General features: G+C 37.1%; 16 protein-coding genes and 1 riboswitch. Of the genes, 2 read left to right on the top strand and 14 right to left on the bottom strand.

Going from position 1 to position 15,194, the window contains the following annotated elements:
• The first annotated feature begins 195 nt into the window (after positions 1–195).
• Positions 196–1,047, top strand: coding sequence for a methylenetetrahydrofolate reductase (locus tag R4B61_RS01495; protein ID WP_413627885.1), 852 nt, complete (start codon positions 196–198; stop codon positions 1,045–1,047).
• Between the two features lie 46 nt (positions 1,048–1,093).
• Positions 1,094–1,192, top strand: a riboswitch (THF riboswitch).
• Positions 1,193–1,237: 45 nt separating this feature from the next.
• Positions 1,238–1,774, top strand: coding sequence for a folate family ECF transporter S component (locus R4B61_RS01500; RefSeq protein WP_413627886.1), 537 nt, complete (start codon positions 1,238–1,240; stop codon positions 1,772–1,774).
• A 49-nt stretch (positions 1,775–1,823) separates the two neighbouring features.
• On the opposite strand, the gene R4B61_RS01505 is transcribed toward R4B61_RS01500, so the two are convergent.
• From R4B61_RS01505 to R4B61_RS01570, 14 genes are all read right to left on the bottom strand, one after another.
• Positions 1,824–2,645, bottom strand: a complete 822-nt coding sequence (locus R4B61_RS01505; protein ID WP_413627887.1) for an amino acid ABC transporter substrate-binding protein — start codon at positions 2,643–2,645, stop codon at positions 1,824–1,826.
• Positions 2,646–2,653: 8 nt separating this feature from the next.
• Positions 2,654–3,292, bottom strand: coding sequence for an amino acid ABC transporter ATP-binding protein (locus R4B61_RS01510; RefSeq protein WP_413627888.1), 639 nt, complete (start codon positions 3,290–3,292; stop codon positions 2,654–2,656).
• A gap of 10 nt (positions 3,293–3,302) precedes the next feature.
• Positions 3,303–3,947: an amino acid ABC transporter permease gene (locus tag R4B61_RS01515; protein WP_413627889.1), complete on the bottom strand. Its 645-nt coding sequence runs from the start codon at positions 3,945–3,947 to the stop codon at positions 3,303–3,305.
• 365 nt (positions 3,948–4,312) lie between these two features.
• Positions 4,313–6,268, bottom strand: a complete 1,956-nt coding sequence (locus R4B61_RS01520; RefSeq protein WP_413627890.1) for an FtsX-like permease family protein — start codon at positions 6,266–6,268, stop codon at positions 4,313–4,315.
• Positions 6,268–7,026, bottom strand: coding sequence for an ABC transporter ATP-binding protein (locus R4B61_RS01525; RefSeq protein ID WP_413627891.1), 759 nt, complete (start codon positions 7,024–7,026; stop codon positions 6,268–6,270). Before R4B61_RS01525 ends, R4B61_RS01520 begins: the two co-directional genes overlap by 1 nt.
• A gap of 96 nt (positions 7,027–7,122) precedes the next feature.
• Positions 7,123–8,106: a sensor histidine kinase gene (locus tag R4B61_RS01530; RefSeq protein WP_413627892.1), complete on the bottom strand. Its 984-nt coding sequence runs from the start codon at positions 8,104–8,106 to the stop codon at positions 7,123–7,125.
• Entirely contained in the window at positions 8,099–8,785 is a 687-nt protein-coding gene (locus tag R4B61_RS01535) for a response regulator transcription factor (protein ID WP_413627893.1), read from the bottom strand. The genes R4B61_RS01530 and R4B61_RS01535 overlap by 8 nt, the downstream gene beginning before the upstream one ends.
• A 153-nt stretch (positions 8,786–8,938) precedes the next feature.
• A complete protein-coding gene (locus tag R4B61_RS01540; RefSeq protein WP_413627894.1) occupies positions 8,939–9,631 on the bottom strand; it encodes a LysM peptidoglycan-binding domain-containing protein in 693 nt (230 codons plus the stop codon).
• A gap of 338 nt (positions 9,632–9,969) precedes the next feature.
• Positions 9,970–10,776, bottom strand: coding sequence for a transporter substrate-binding domain-containing protein (locus R4B61_RS01545; RefSeq protein ID WP_413627895.1), 807 nt, complete (start codon positions 10,774–10,776; stop codon positions 9,970–9,972).
• Positions 10,777–10,790: 14 nt separating this feature from the next.
• Complete coding sequence (locus R4B61_RS01550; RefSeq protein WP_413627896.1) at positions 10,791–11,549, bottom strand: amino acid ABC transporter ATP-binding protein; 759 nt, start codon at positions 11,547–11,549, stop codon at positions 10,791–10,793.
• Entirely contained in the window at positions 11,549–12,217 is a 669-nt protein-coding gene (locus tag R4B61_RS01555; RefSeq protein WP_413627897.1) for an amino acid ABC transporter permease, read from the bottom strand. The genes R4B61_RS01550 and R4B61_RS01555 overlap by 1 nt, the downstream gene beginning before the upstream one ends.
• Before the next feature lie 2 nt (positions 12,218–12,219).
• Positions 12,220–12,777, bottom strand: a complete 558-nt coding sequence (locus R4B61_RS01560; RefSeq protein ID WP_413627898.1) for a GNAT family N-acetyltransferase — start codon at positions 12,775–12,777, stop codon at positions 12,220–12,222.
• A 9-nt stretch (positions 12,778–12,786) separates the two neighbouring features.
• Positions 12,787–14,127, bottom strand: coding sequence for an MmgE/PrpD family protein (locus R4B61_RS01565; RefSeq protein WP_413627899.1), 1,341 nt, complete (start codon positions 14,125–14,127; stop codon positions 12,787–12,789).
• Positions 14,099–15,184, bottom strand: a complete 1,086-nt coding sequence (locus R4B61_RS01570) for a glutathione S-transferase C-terminal domain-containing protein (RefSeq protein WP_413627900.1) — start codon at positions 15,182–15,184, stop codon at positions 14,099–14,101. The genes R4B61_RS01565 and R4B61_RS01570 overlap by 29 nt, the downstream gene beginning before the upstream one ends.
• Between the last annotated feature and the right edge of the window lie 10 nt (positions 15,185–15,194).

Consider the following 15,194-nt stretch of genomic DNA (forward strand, 5'->3'; position numbering starts at 1 on the left):
TATATAAAAATGCGTGGTATTCATAGAATAAAATAATCTGTTGTCGCAATCATACCACAAACTACTAATGAAATATTTAATTGTACATAGCTTCATTATTCGACAACTTAAGATTAGCGCATTTATGGTAAAATATCTACAAATATCCGACAATTTTAAATAAAAAATATACGTTAAAGAGGAATTTTTGTTAATATGGGCAATCTAAAATCAAAGCAACTATCAATTGAAATTTTCCCACCGCATAATATGGAAGAAACTCACGAAATTTTGCAATATTTCAGAGATCACCATGACTTTGCTCCCAGTTATATAGCAGTTACAAATGGTGCTGGTGGATCGGAAAACAACCAACCGTTGGAGTTTGCCCAAACCATTCAAACCGAGTTAAACATTCCCGTGATGATGCACGTCACTAGCTTGTATCAAGACTATGATTCAATCACTGCCCTAATTGACCAATTACACCACTATCAAATTTCCAGATTATTGATATTGCGTGGTGATTTAAATGCAAACGTGCCTACTAACGTAACCTTTCCCCACGCTTCTGATTTAATCAAATATCTAAAGCAGCACACTGATTTTGAACTAGCTGGCGCTTGTTATCCGGAAAAACACCCCGAGGCTAGCACTTTAACTGCAGACATCAACAATTTAAAAATTAAGATTGCTAATGGAGCTAGCCAGTTAGTAACTCAAATTGTCTTTGATAATCAAAAATACTATCACTTTACTGATCAATTAGAAAAATTAGGCGTGACTACCCCAGTTGAAGTAGGAATTATGCCCTGCACTAATTTAGATCAGATTGATAAAATCACGCAACTAACAAAGCGGCCCCTGCCTGATAATCTGATTGAGCAACTGCAACAAGTTCAAGATGATTCGCAAAAAATGTTTAATGTAGGAATCAACTATGCCATCGCCCAAATTAAAGATTTACTTGCTCATGGAGTCACTAAGATTCACTTATATCCGATGAATAATCCGGATGTAATCGAACAAATTAGGATTAAAACCGCATCATTGTTCGCTAATAATTGAAAATTACCGCTAGGTGGATTATAATTGTTCTTGTATCAAAAATTTTATCGGGGTAGAGACTAGCGCGTTAAGTGTCGACGGAACGGAATGTGAACGTTGGACGAAAAACGTAATCGTTTGCGATGCTAGTTTCGCATTCGCCACTAATATTCACCTTTTTGGTGGCAGCTCCAGACTGGAGATGTCAAATATGGAAAGTTTCAAACGTTGGGGATTACGTCCTCTTAGTGTCAAAGGAATTAGTTACTTGGCAATTTTAATGGCAATTGAAATTGTCTTAAGTCGGTTATCATTTGGTAATTCAACCGTAGCCTTTGGTTTTGCCTTTATTGCAGTAGTTTTAATTGCTAGATGGTATGGACCATTTTGGGCAGTTGGAATGTCTATCATAGTTGATTTTATTTCAACCATGTTAAGCGGCCAGGCCTACTTCATTGGGTTTACATTTTCGGCTATGTTAGGCGCTTTAGCCTATAGCCTAGCCTTTTATAAACGGCCCAAGATTTCAATTACTCGCGTAATCATCGTGGTTCTTTTAGTTACTTTGGTGGTCAACGTAGTGTTAAATTCCCTCTGGGTCGCCATCATTGCTAACACTAATTTCTTTTACTTTCTTCCCATTCGGGTGGTTAAAAATCTTATTTCTTTTCCAATCCAAGTAGTAATTATCTACTGGATTCTAAATAATCAAACCATCGAAAAAATGAAACCAATTGTTTTTAAATAATTGGAAAACAAAAGCAGCACCGAATTAATTTTCGGCGCTGCTTTTTAGTTTATTGGGGACGACCAAAGTATTTCATTGCTAACTTTTGTTCGGTCCCGTCTTGGTGAAGTTGTTCAATGGCACGATCTAACTTAAATCGTAAAGTTTCATCTTGTTTTCGTAAGCCCACCGCAAATTGTTCTGGAGGGAAAGGAATAGGAACTAGCTTCAATGGTACTGAAGGACGATTGTGCGTTAGATAGTAGTTGGCGTAATCATTATCGATTAATACAGAATCAATCCGGCCTACTTTAACGTCATTAATTGCCTTATCAAAAGTATCATATTGCACTGGTTTGGTTCCTAAATCATTTTTCAACAATTCTGGTCGTTCGTTAAAGGTTGATAAGCCAGAAGAACCCGTTTGCACTCCCAGTTGTTTGCCGTGAATATCTCTTGCGGTCATAATTCCAGAATCTACCCTAGTTAACAATACCTGGCGATCAGCATGATATGGTTTACTGAAAGCCACGTGTTGCATTCGTTCTGGGGTCATTGTGTAACCATTCCAGATGGCATCAATGTGTCCGGTGTTTAATTCGGTTTCTTTCATGGACCAATCAATCACTTGAAAGCGAGCATCTAAGCCCATTTTCTTAAAGGCTGCCTTGGCCATTTCAACGTCGTAACCAATTAACTTTCCGTTTTTATCCCGAAATCCCATCGGAACAAAGGTATCATCAATTCCAATTACAACCGTCTTATTTTGTTTGACCTGGTTCCAAGTATCAACTTTGTGGGTACCTTTATACCAAAGGCCTCCAACTACCAGTACTAAGATTAGGAAAATTATCGAATTTCCCACCCAGGTTGGCATTTGCTTCTTTTTCATGACCACACCTATCTTTCTACGTCTTTGGAGAAATCAAGTACAACCCCGTTTAAACTTTCAGCAAATGGTAAATCATGAGTAACGACCAATTGAGTTACGTTTTGTTTTTGCAATTGTTTAATTACTTCTGTTACTCGTTTAGTGGATTCTTCATCCAATCCAGAGGTTGGTTCATCGTAAGCTAATACTCCAGGTTTCATGGCTAGTGCTCGTGCAATTGCGACACGCTGTTTTTGGCCCCCAGATAGTTCAAACGGATAATTATCCCGGTGCGCGGTTAAATCTAAATTCTTTAACAACTCATCCGCCGTTTTTTCGTATGCTAACGGCTCTTCCTTATTAACTACTCGGGGAGCTAAAGTAATATTTTCAAAAACGGAGTATTGGGGAAATAAGTTAAAATCTTGAAAAATCACTCCTACTTGAGACCCTTGTCGAGTACCATCCACTGCTAATTCTTGTCCATCCAATTTAATGGATCCACTATCTGCCGCGGTTAATCCCGCTAAAATATTTAAAAAAGTAGTTTTACCAATCCCAGAAGGACCGACAATGGTTAATACTTCACCATCTTCAACGGTAAAAGAAAGATCTTTAAAAATCACTTTTCCATTATATGATTTGGTTAAATTCTCAATTGCTAACATTGCAATCCTCCTAACGGTAATAGTTTAAGCGCTTTTCAATGTAGCGCATAATTAAGGTAAATATCATAGTTAATAGTAGGTAGAAAACTCCCACCAACAAGTAAGGAACCAACGTCACATCTCTAGAAACTGCAATGGTTCCGGCTCTCATCAAGTCACCTAAACCAATTACATAAACTAGTGAAGTATCTTTAACCAAGTTAATTACTTCATTTCCTACTGAAGGCATTACCGTTTTAATCACTTGTGGCAAGGCAATATAACGCATCGTTTGCCATTTGCTAAATCCTAAAACCTTTGAACCGGCGTATTGACCATCTGGAACTGATTGAATCCCACCCCGGAAAATTTCGGCAAAGTAAGCCGTGTAGTTTAAAACGAAGGTAAAGACTGCTGCCTCAAAACGAGGCAACACAGCGATGTTGGCTAAACTCAAACCGTAGTAAACAAACACGATTTGAAGTAACAATGGGGTTCCACGCATAACCGTAATATAAGCGTTGGTAATCCAACGAAGAACGAAGAAACGGGAACGTTGCGCCATAGAAACCACAATTCCTAGTGGTAATGAACCAACCAACGTTAGAACAAAAACTCCGATGGTTAATTTCAAACCATCCAATAAACTTGGTAATATTTCAAACAGATAGTGCATTTTGATTCCTCCTTAGTTAGTGGTGGCTTTCAACAAATAAAAAAAGTCCCCAAGCTATCAATCAAATGATTGATAACTTGAGGACGATTACTCGCGATTCCACCTCTGTTCTGCTTAGCATTACTACTAAACACTCAGACACCTTATTTCTAGAAGATAAGGTGAAGCAATTAACGATGCCTGGCCGGATATAGTTTATCGCTATATCAATGATCACGAGTGTGGTTCGCTTAAAGTTGCAGATCACTTTCCAGCATCTGTGACTCTCTATGCAACAACTAAAAGTTACTCTTTCGTTCATATCGTTAGTTGCATTATAGTTGGTATTAAACAAAATAGCAATGTTTTTGTAAAAATTTCCTTAATTATTTATTGACCATCCGTTGATAAACGCGAGCAGTTAATAAATAAATCACTACGTAACAAACTAATAACGAACCAGTAACCGCTAAACTAACCGTAGTAAAGATCTGCGTATCCCACATTCCTAATAGTTTCAAAATACTCTTAAGTGCCGGGGTCGCAAATCCCAGATTAATCACCGCTCCAGCAATCGGTAGCATAAATACCATCAATACCTGACTGTGGATAGCCTTCTTAGTCTCTTTAAAACTCAATCCCACTTTTTGCATGGTAGCAAAGTTGCCACGGTCGGCAATTCCTTCTGATACTTGCTTGTAGTAAATGATTAAAGCAGTCGTGATGCTCATTACGATTCCAATCAAGGCGCCCACAAATAATAAGCTTCCAAAGACGGCTTGTAGATCAGATTCTAACTTAGGTTTGAAAGTATAATAACCACCTTCTGCTGGAATTTGTTTTTCAATTTCTTGAGTGGCTTTTAGTTTATCTCGCTTACTTCCCACTAGATTATAAGCCGTTTCATATTCCGGTTTGCTTGCCTCTTCAGAATACTCTTTATTATAATTTTCCCAATCCAAAGCCTGCATCACCATATCCAGATTCTTTCCAACTACATAGATTTGATTAACATTAATCGTTGGCACTGAAGGAGCACTAAAGTCATTAGTTACTTTTACTTGATACTTTTTCCCGTTAAGTTCAACCGTTTTATGCTTAAATTTACCGTTTTCTGAATAAATTAATAGTTCATTATCGCCTAATTCAACGTTTTTATTATTCCAACGATTGTAATCAGCTAAGGTTAATCCATTAATTGAATCATTAATCCTAGTATAATTTTTATCATCATAATTTTTAATTTGGTTTCCATTCACCTTCACCGGTAACCCAGAAACTGTTTGCATTTGACGAATTTGACCCACTTCAATGTGATTTTGCTTAGCAATTTGCTTAACTTTTTCAGTTTCACTAGCACTAAGTTTTCGCTGATCAGTTCTAACCACATCGTAGTTAAGCATGTTTACCAACGTCTTTTGGTAATTACTGTATAAGCTAATTACAGAAACCAACACCACTAAAGTTGAAGTACAGAGTAAACAAATCGAAGCCAATCCCGCCCCATTTTGTTTCATCCGGAAAAGCATTCCTGAAACGGAAATGAAATGGTTCGGTTTGTAATAAAATTTCTTGTTTTTACGTAATGCTTTTAAAATAATGACACTACCGGCAATGAAAAGGAAGTAAGTTCCAATCACTACCAAGATAGCCGCAATGATAAAGGTTGAGAGCGCACTAAGTTGGGGTCTCGTTACAATTGATAAATAATAACCGACCGCTAAACAAACAATTCCTAAGATTCCCATAATCCAACGACTTTTAGGTTCTTCAGGCGCTTGACTAGCAGATTTTAATAAATTAATGGGATTTAATTTATTAATTTTAGCCACACTGTAGGAAAATAGCATGACGTAAATGACAGCAAATAATCCGGCTACTTCCCCGATTACGACCAAATCAATTGAACTAACGATTGCGGTGGTATCGAGTAACCGACGAAGGGCTAGAAAGGCAAGTTTTTGAAAGGAAATTCCAATCACCAAACCAGCCACTAAACTAACTACATACATAATCAGATTTTGCACCATGATGATAAATTCCAGATCACCACGAGTCATTCCTAAAATATTATATACTCCCAGTTCACGGTTCCGTTGTCGCATTAAGAATCCGTTGGAATAGAACATAAAGGCGACCGATAGCATCACCAAGAATACCAATCCAACTATAATCATGGCTCTCACAATCGGACCACCAGAAGAATTATTGATGGTATTGTTTTGTAAAATACTAATAAATATGAAGTTAACTCCAATTAGCAATGAGCTTGAAAGGATAAATAGTGCATATCTTTGCAGATTATGGAGTAAACTTCGAACCGCTAACTTCGCCTGCATCATTATTTAACACTCCCCTGATTAATAATCGAATTCAAACTATCGGAAATCTTGTCCAAGTATTCTTTTTGGGTTAAGTCACCCTTGTTTAGCTCGTGATAAATGATTCCATCCTTGATGAATAAAGTTCGCTTAGAATAACTGGCAGTTAACGCACTATGCGTTACAACCAAAGTAGTTTGTCCTGCTCTATTTACTTGGTCAAGCAACTCTAACAATTGTGCTGAACTATGTGAGTCCAGTGCTCCAGTTGGTTCATCAGCCAACACTAATTCCGGATTGGTAATCAAAGCTCTGGCAGCGGCCACTCGTTGTTTTTGCCCTCCAGAAATTTCGTAAGGATAACGATCTAACAATTCGGTAATTTCTAGTTGCTCCGCAATTGATTTCAAACGTTTTTCCATTTCTGCTTCGGGAACTTTACCTAACACTAACGGTAAGAAAATATTATCGCGATTATTGAAGGTATCTAGTAGGTCAAAATTTTGAAAGATAAAGCCTAATTTTTTCCGACGAAAACGGGCTGCTTCATCTTCACCTAAATCTTTTAGTTTCACCCCGTTTAAATCAATGGAACCACTAGTAGGCTTATCTAAAGTCGCAATGATGTTTAAAAGGGTCGTCTTTCCGGCACCGGATTCTCCCATGATGGCCACGTAATCACCTTTATCAACTCGTAAAGAAATATCTTTTAAAGCTGATTTTCGTTCGTTACCTTCTTGATAGTTTTTGGCAATGTGCTCTAATTCTAATAAACTCATTTCAATCTCCTTCATCGTCTGTTTTCTTTATGTTTCCATTATAAAAGGCCATCACCAAAAACAATCTTACGTTTTTAGCAATAACCTTACAGTTTGTTATTTTTTAATTGTTGATTTAGGAAAAGTGATTGTGATGGTGGTAAAATCGTTTGCTGACGCAGCTGCCACCTTTAAATTTAGTTTTTCACTCACTCGTTTAACTAGATAAAGCCCCATCCCCGTCGCTGACTGTTGTTTCCGACCGTTTTCTCCGGTGAAACCAGATTCAAAAATTCGGGGTAAGTCACTGGCGCTAATGGGTAAGCCTTCATTAGTAATGTGGAGTTCTTGCCCCACCATCTTAATGTCAATCTTGGTCTGTGGGTTGGCATACTTAATCGCATTATAAATAATCTGTTTGATGATGAAATAAAGCCACTTTTGATCGGTCAAAATCTTGACGTCGTGGACTGCAAGCGCTGGTGCCAGTTGTTTTTCAATGAAAAAGGTCGAGTACTCCTTGATAACATTGGTAATGGTGTCATTTAAACTATACCAGCCAAACTCCAAATCATGGCTAAAGTCATTGAGTCGTTCATAGGTTAGCAACGAATCCAGCTGATTATTCATAATCAAAACTTGCTTATAAACCTGATCACTGTCCAGCGCCTCTGCTTGTTCTGCCATTAAGCTTAATGAAGCAATCGGCAGTTTCATTTCATGACTCCAGGTGATGAGATAATCAATCAAATTTCGTTCGTTGAGGTGGGCAATCTTCTCTGCCTGTTCTGCCCGTTCGTTTTGTTGTTTTAGCAACTGCCGATAAGAATTCAACAACGGATCTAGATGGTGAAACGGCATTTTTTCGGATTCTTGTTGGTTCTTTTTCAATTCGTTTAAGGTCGCATTTTCGCGAAGCATTCGATACAAAATGGCAATTAAAATGGGCAACCAGGTAAAACTAACTAGGTCTTGAACCATAACAATCGAATAATTATACAAATGACTCACTAAAGTGATTGCAAACACTATAAATAAATACGTAAAAAAAATTGTTTTTTGTTCCCAAAATAGATAAAACCACTTTTTTAAGCTAACCATCTTTTTCCACCAATCGGTATCCTTGTTTTCTAACGGTCACAATTCGATCTGCCCAGCCAACGCGTGCCATTTTATTGCGTAAGCGACTCATGTTGGTGTTTAACACATCTTCGTCAATAAACGATCCTCCTTGCCACAAAATTCGCATTAATTTTTGCTTTGTAACAATTTGATCCACGTTTAAAATTAAAAGTTTCAACAAATATCCTTCTGTCGGAGTTAATTTAATGGATTCATTTTGATTACTTAATTCATTAGTTAATGTATTCAATTCACCAGCTTCAAACGGCAACGAAATATCAGTTCCTTGGTCACTTTGATTAACCCGGCGCAAGATGGCTTGGATTTTCGAAATTAACACATCTAAAGAAAACGGTTTAGTCACGTAATCATCGGCCCCACTAGCAATTGCCCGCACTGCATTAGTGTTCATATCAGCAGCGGAAATAAAAATGATGGGAACTTGTGACTGTTTTCTAATCTCAGTGGTCCAGTAAAAACCATCAAACACCGGTAAAGTAATGTCCATCAAGACAATATCAGTATTTTCCGTAATAACTTCTTGCGCAACTTGATTCCAATCTTTAACGTTGACCACTTCGTAGCGCCACTTTTGCAGTGCCTCTTGTACACTTTGATTAATTGTCGGATCATCTTCCACCAAAAAAACTCTACTCATTTGCAAATCCTCATTTCACATCGTTTCTTAAAGTATAACAAAAAGGACCCACCCAAATTAAACATCCAGGAGAGTCCTTAAAAATAGTTTACTTAAAATAAGCGAATGAAGCACATTATTTCAAAAATCTATTTTAATTTGATTTACTTCATTTTACCAGTAGTTGTGTGAGCTACGGAAAGCAACGGCGTTAGCAATTGAACCGTAACGACTGATTGCGTATTCACGAGCAACTTTTTCTTGGTTAGCTGGTGAGTAGTCACCGTTTAGGTAAGTGTTAGTAAGTTGGTACTTACCAATGTATTGACCATTAGTTGCGTTGTAGTTGTTGTTTGATTCAACTTCGGCGATTGAAGCTAATGAACCGTCATCTTCAACTGAAGCTGAGCTACTTGATTGAGTAGTTGCGGCTGGAGTTGCAGCAGCTTGTGTTTGTGCAGGTTGTGCATCAGTGTTAGCTGAAGTAGTTTGTGCTTGAGCTTGAACTGGAGCTGCTTGAACAGCTGGAGCTGCGCTTTGTGCAGGTTCTTCAGTAGTTTGTGCTTGAGTTTGAACAGGTGCTTGAGCAGTAACCTTTTCTTCAGCAGTTGGTGCTACAACTTCAACTTCACCATCATCACCGATTGAGAAAACTTCACCAACGTAAATTCTGTTGATATCTTGAATCTTGTTAGCATCTTTAATGCTGTCCATTGAAACGTTGTGAGTTTCAGCAAGTTCTGAAAGAGTGTCACCAGATTGTACAGTTACACGAGTTGAGGCATCAGCATTGTGTGAACCTACAAATAATGCACCGGCAGAAACGGCAGTAATAGTTGCAAGTGTTTTAAGTCCTTTAAACTTCATAAATATAAAATCTCCTTTAAATTAAAAACTGTTTCAAGAATTGTTGTCTAGTTGATTTCTTCTATCAACTTATCAACAATACATATGATAAAGCCCTAATGTTACCTTAACGTTACAGTGACTTTAAAAAAAACAGGCCTTTTTGTAATTTAGTAATTTTATATACATATTCTGTAACCTAAAACGCCAAAAATCTCACTTTTTTGAAAAAATAACGAGTTTCTTCCATATAAAAGGGAAAATAAATGAAGTTAATTGCCATAAGTATTTTTACGCATAAAAAAAGAGCAATTTCAGATTTTCATCGAAAATTAACTCTTTTTTTGCTTGATATCCTACTATTTTAAGTCTTTCGTCTCATCATAACCAAAGTATTTTTGGGAAAGTTGGCCAACCGTTCCATCTTTAAGCATTTCCCCAATCGCCTTGTCTAGATTTTTCTTTACTTCAGCAGAATGTTGATCATTCTTTTGGAAAGGTAGCGCAATCTGAACCGTTGCTGCACTTCCATTCACAACTTTCCAATCATAATTCTTTTCTTTAATCAAAGCGTTTAAATTATTTCTGGTATTTACCACTCCATCAACTTTACCGGATAATAACGCTTCGTAGGTTAAATCTCTGGCATCAAACGTTTTGATATTTATCTTATCATCGTATTTTCTTAAATTAGCAGTATTATTGGAAGCTACCGCACTCGAAACCACCTTACCATCTAAATCTTTGATATTTTTATAGTTGGTATTTTTAGGTACCGCAATGGTAGTTTCTTCCTTATTATATATCTTACCGAAATCATACTTTTGCTTTCTTTCCGGTGTAATTGCAATGTCATTAGCAACCGTATCTAATTTACCATTATCAAGTTGTGATAATAGTCCATCAAATTCTCCCGTGACTATGTTTACATGATAGCCGGCTTTTTTACCCGCTAATCTAATCAATTCAACATCAAAACCGGTTAACTTACCGTCTTTTTTATACGCCGTTGGAAAACTAGTTCCTGTCACCCCGACGTTAATGGTATCTTTGGTTTTTCCGTTTTCACTTTGACTATGTGAACTTTGGAAAAAGAAAGCACCAATTCCAACCAACAGTACTACTACAATTCCAATAATCCACTTTAAATTTCGATTATTCTTCATTTGTCAGATCCCTTTCAACTAACATAATTTACCTTCTCAATAAACTTTTGAATTCTTTTTGGCCCATCACTGGATAATAAAAGTTGGGTTTTTCCTTGATATAAAATTTGACCGTTTTCTAAAAACAGCACTTCATCACTAACCTTCTTAGCAAATTCAATCTCATGGGTAACAATTATCATTGTAATTTTGCCATCGGCTAGGCTCGCAATAATATTTAAGACCTCTGAAACCATCTCCGGATCAAGCGCTGACGTCGGCTCATCAAATAGCAAAACCTCTGGATTACTAGCGACCGCTCTCACAATTGAAACCCGTTGCTGTTGACCCCCAGAAAGACTAATCGGATACTTTTCCGCAAATTTTTCTAAGCCTACTTTTTCTAATAGTCCCATTGCAATTTCATGCGCTTTTTCCCATTTCATATTTTTACCTAAGATCATGGGTGCCATCACATTTTCAATGATGGTCATATTCTTAAATAGATTGAAATTTTGAAAAACCATCGCTGATTTAGCCCGGAAATCATTAATAGTTTGGCGACTTAGATTTGCGTTATCAATTTTAGCGTCCCCAATCGTAATCGTACCTTCAGATATTGTTTGTAACTGATTCAAAGTTCTTAACAAAGTCGTCTTACCAGAACCACTAGGACCAATTACTGCAGTAATACTACCTTTCTTAATATTAAAATCGACGTTATTAATAATTTTTTTGTCGTGTATTTTAACCACTACGTTTTTGGCTTTAATTAAATCCTTTTTTTCTCCCATCACCGATAAGGAACTCCAACCTTACGCTCAATCAAACTCTGTAGCCACGAATATACGATGACTAACCCCCAGTAAATTATTCCAACAGCTAGATACGTTTCCAGATATCGAAATGACGAACCAGCGATTATCTTACCCTCTGCAAAAATTTCTGTAATCCCTAGCGCAAAAGCTAAGGAAGTTTCCTTAATTAAGGAAATGAAAATATTCCCCGTTGCTGGCAACGCATTAACAAAGGCTTGTGGCAATAATATATAAACGTATATCTTCCAATCGCTAATTTTTAAAGACTTTCCCGCTTCAATTTGCCCCTTATCAACGGATAAAATTGCAGAACGAAAAATTTCTGCTAAGTATGCCGAATTTTTAAAACCCAGTCCTAAAATAACCGCAAATACGGCAGAAATTCCTTTAAAAACTGGGAAAAGCTGTGGTAACCCATAAAAAATTAGAAATAGTTGCACTAAACCGGGCATTCCTCGAAAAAAAGAAATGTAGACGTTCCCGATTTTATTCAAAATCCGAAACTTGGAAAGCTTCATTAAGGTAATGAGAAATCCTAAACCAATTGAAACTATCATTGCCACGACCGCCATCATCAAAGTTAGCGGAATGTATTTCAACAATTGGGGAAAAACCGCAATAAAATAGCTAACGTCAAAATTCATAGTTACTTTTCCTTTCTATATAGATTTAATAATCCGAGCTGTTTTAACTTGGAATAATCATTTACGAGTGCTTTATTGAAAATTTTGATTAAATATACGGTTAGATGATCTGCAAATTTTCTCTTAGTTTCAATCGTTTCGTAACCTAATTTTTGATAAAAATCTACCAGCCAGGGATGTTCAACTGCCGTTCCTAAACTAACCGCATCAACATGTTCGACCTTCTTTAAAAAATTATCTTCTACCCACTTAATCAACTCGGTAGAATGGCCTTGATGAAAGTACTTCGGGTTGGTTGCTATCCAGCCTAAATGGGGAATTTGATAGGGACTAGGATTAGCAGACCACGGATACCTAACTGAAACCGTTGAAACAATCTCATTTCCATTCATCGCTACAAACGTAGTTAAACTTTCACTGGCCTGCTTAAATTCTGAAAAGGACTGTTGCCCCGTTTTAAAGTTAATCCCCAACTCTTCATCTTTTTGATATGCTAAATCGATAATTCTTTTTAACTGTTCGAGCTCGTTTATTTTTATTTGTCGATTAACTAGTTCCATTTGAACACCCTAAATCTCCCTTAAAAAATTCATTAATTCGCTAACTTTTTCTTGCTTCAAACATTTTTTTAACGCTTCAACTCTCGTTTGACCGTACTCGGATTTATCATAACGGACGAATTTAGCATAACAATCAGCTAAAGTAGGTTGCTTTTGTGGTGATCCTAGCGGGTTAGAAACTCTAAACGTTTGCTGCTTCCCATTGGTTAACACCAAATCCAGAACAGTTACATGTTCACTTAAAGAATCATCATTCAGGCTAATTTTTCGCTCAAATCGACTACTATCTTTTAAGAATTGAGTAGTAGCAACTTCCTTATCAAAGGATTGCTCATTCACATCTCCAAACTTCAATGTTTGCCAAATTATATATTCGGCTGAAAACTTACCTTGTTGCCCGTTTTGGGGATGCCTAAAATTAAGCGCATGATCATCACCATTTTTAATATTGATTCTAATTTTTTCAATTTCCGTAAACCTAATTCCAGATTGATAGGCAGCCTTAGCTGCATCATATCCAGACATTGCCGCAGAACAAAACGGGTGCTGTTTAAACCACATTCCGGGACTAATAATTTGTCCGGGATTTAACCACTCATTTTCAAATCTGGTAATGTCTAAATCTTTCCCCACTACCGTTTCATTCCAACCATCTTTATCATTAAAAATATCTTGATTAGTTGATAAGCCTGCCAAGCAAAATTCATATGCATAGACCGCGTTCCTAGCAGAAATGCCCGCATGAAGTGGCTTGTTATCGGTTCCTACTTCACTTCCTAAACCAGCTGATTGATCAGCTGCAAATGATAGGATTCTAACGGTTTGCTCTACATCAAATTTTTTCAACCTAGCGATTGCGGCAGCGGCTCCCAAAACACCCAAAGTTGCCGTCGTATGATAACCTGACATTTTATGGCGCGGATTAAACTGTGCGCCCAGTAAACCTTCTACTTCTAATCCCACTACATAAGCACTTAATAGATCTCTCAAGCTTGCTTGATTTGAAATCACTGCCAACAAAGCAGAAAAAATAACCACGCTAGGATGACCACAGATATTTGATTGAACATCATCTAAATCTGAAAAATGAGCCGTAAACCCGTTCACCAAAGCTGCATTAGCAGGACTACTGGTCTTGCCACCAATGATTACCGTTGATTGCTGATTATCTTCAAAAATCCTTCGTAAATTCAAAACCTCTAAACTTTGCTGGGCTGCCAAACTACTGGCTAAATAATCAATCAGACAATGTTTAGCAATTACTAATTTACTTTCATCAATTTCTCCAGTGGTAGTAATTAGTTGCGCAATTCTGCCGGTTTTACTTGCCGAATTTTTCTGCTCTATCATTAGGTTCCTCCCAAATTGAATCATCAGGTCCAATCGGAATGATTCTTGGTAAGTCTGCTTGCGGCGTATGATCAATTTCATAGAACCGTTGTCTCATGGAAGTAAAGTTGGTGTTCTTTCCAAAAGCAGGAATGGAATATAAGTCTTTGGCATAGTTCCATAGATTTGGGTAATCAACTAGTCGTTTCTTATTAACATAATATTTTTGGTAGAATACTAAATCGAATCTAGCCAAAGTTACATACAAATTAATGTCGACAAGGGTCAATTTATCGCCTAATAGATATCTTTGTTTGCTTAGTCTTTCTTCTAACCAATCAAGGCGATTAAAAATAATGTCATACCATTTTTGATAGTCAGCTTGTGACCGACCGTGGCCTGCTTCATTAACCGCATAGTTGATTTCCATCAAAATAATATTGCTTAAATTATCAATGTCTTCTCTGATTGCTGCTGGATATAAGTCCGGTGCATCTGGAGCAATATAGTCCTTCCAAGCTAGACTAAATTCTTTTACTAACTCGTTATAATCATTGTTAACCACTTTTCCGGTTTTAATATCTACTAACGCTGGAACAGTAGCTCTCTTTTGATAATCTGGATCAGCTTTTCGATAAGCTTCACCAAGTGAATGAATCTTAAGAACGGGATCAACGTTATCTTTATCCAAAGTGAAGAACCAATCGCCAACTACTCCGGCGGGTCTTAACGGATCAACGACCCCTTTTGAAATAACATCATTTAATCCCAATAAATCGATAGCAATTGCAATACGGTTGGCCCAGGGACAATGACGCGACCAAACCAAGCGATAACGGTCTTTTTCAACCGGGAGCGTTCCATCAGTGAACTTCTTTTTAAATTCAGGTCCTTGGTAGGCTGCATATTTTTCTCTTTGATTAAAATTAGATTTGATTTTTCCATTTTGGTATTCCTTTTGTTTTTTATGAGCTCTTGGATTAGCAACACTTGATTGAGAAAAATCAATTGGACATGCTTGTAAGGTATCATCAACCTTGATCTTGCTTGCTTCTTGTTTTAAATTCTTATCACTCATTTGTAAGCTC

Origin of the sequence: Fructilactobacillus vespulae, assembly GCF_047324295.1 — a bacterium.
GTDB classification, from domain to species: domain Bacteria; phylum Bacillota; class Bacilli; order Lactobacillales; family Lactobacillaceae; genus Fructilactobacillus; species Fructilactobacillus vespulae.

Coding starts and splice junctions, on each gene's coding strand:
- R4B61_RS01550 (WP_413627896.1), bottom strand. CDS start 11,549: ATGGGAGAAAAAAAGGATTTAATTAAAGCCAAAAACGTAGTGGTTAAA.
- R4B61_RS01520 (WP_413627890.1), bottom strand. CDS start 6,268: ATGATGCAGGCGAAGTTAGCGGTTCGAAGTTTACTCCATAATCTGCAA.
- R4B61_RS01570 (WP_413627900.1), bottom strand. CDS start 15,184: ATGAGTGATAAGAATTTAAAACAAGAAGCAAGCAAGATCAAGGTTGAT.
- R4B61_RS01560 (WP_413627898.1), bottom strand. CDS start 12,777: ATGGAACTAGTTAATCGACAAATAAAAATAAACGAGCTCGAACAGTTA.
- R4B61_RS01540 (WP_413627894.1), bottom strand. CDS start 9,631: ATGAAGTTTAAAGGACTTAAAACACTTGCAACTATTACTGCCGTTTCT.
- R4B61_RS01565 (WP_413627899.1), bottom strand. CDS start 14,127: ATGATAGAGCAGAAAAATTCGGCAAGTAAAACCGGCAGAATTGCGCAA.
- R4B61_RS01510 (WP_413627888.1), bottom strand. CDS start 3,292: ATGTTAGCAATTGAGAATTTAACCAAATCATATAATGGAAAAGTGATT.
- R4B61_RS01495 (WP_413627885.1), top strand. CDS start 196: ATGGGCAATCTAAAATCAAAGCAACTATCAATTGAAATTTTCCCACCG.
- R4B61_RS01505 (WP_413627887.1), bottom strand. CDS start 2,645: ATGAAAAAGAAGCAAATGCCAACCTGGGTGGGAAATTCGATAATTTTC.
- R4B61_RS01530 (WP_413627892.1), bottom strand. CDS start 8,106: ATGGTTAGCTTAAAAAAGTGGTTTTATCTATTTTGGGAACAAAAAACA.
- R4B61_RS01525 (WP_413627891.1), bottom strand. CDS start 7,026: ATGAGTTTATTAGAATTAGAGCACATTGCCAAAAACTATCAAGAAGGT.
- R4B61_RS01535 (WP_413627893.1), bottom strand. CDS start 8,785: ATGAGTAGAGTTTTTTTGGTGGAAGATGATCCGACAATTAATCAAAGT.
- R4B61_RS01545 (WP_413627895.1), bottom strand. CDS start 10,776: ATGAAGAATAATCGAAATTTAAAGTGGATTATTGGAATTGTAGTAGTA.
- R4B61_RS01555 (WP_413627897.1), bottom strand. CDS start 12,217: ATGAATTTTGACGTTAGCTATTTTATTGCGGTTTTTCCCCAATTGTTG.
- R4B61_RS01500 (WP_413627886.1), top strand. CDS start 1,238: ATGGAAAGTTTCAAACGTTGGGGATTACGTCCTCTTAGTGTCAAAGGA.
- R4B61_RS01515 (WP_413627889.1), bottom strand. CDS start 3,947: ATGCACTATCTGTTTGAAATATTACCAAGTTTATTGGATGGTTTGAAA.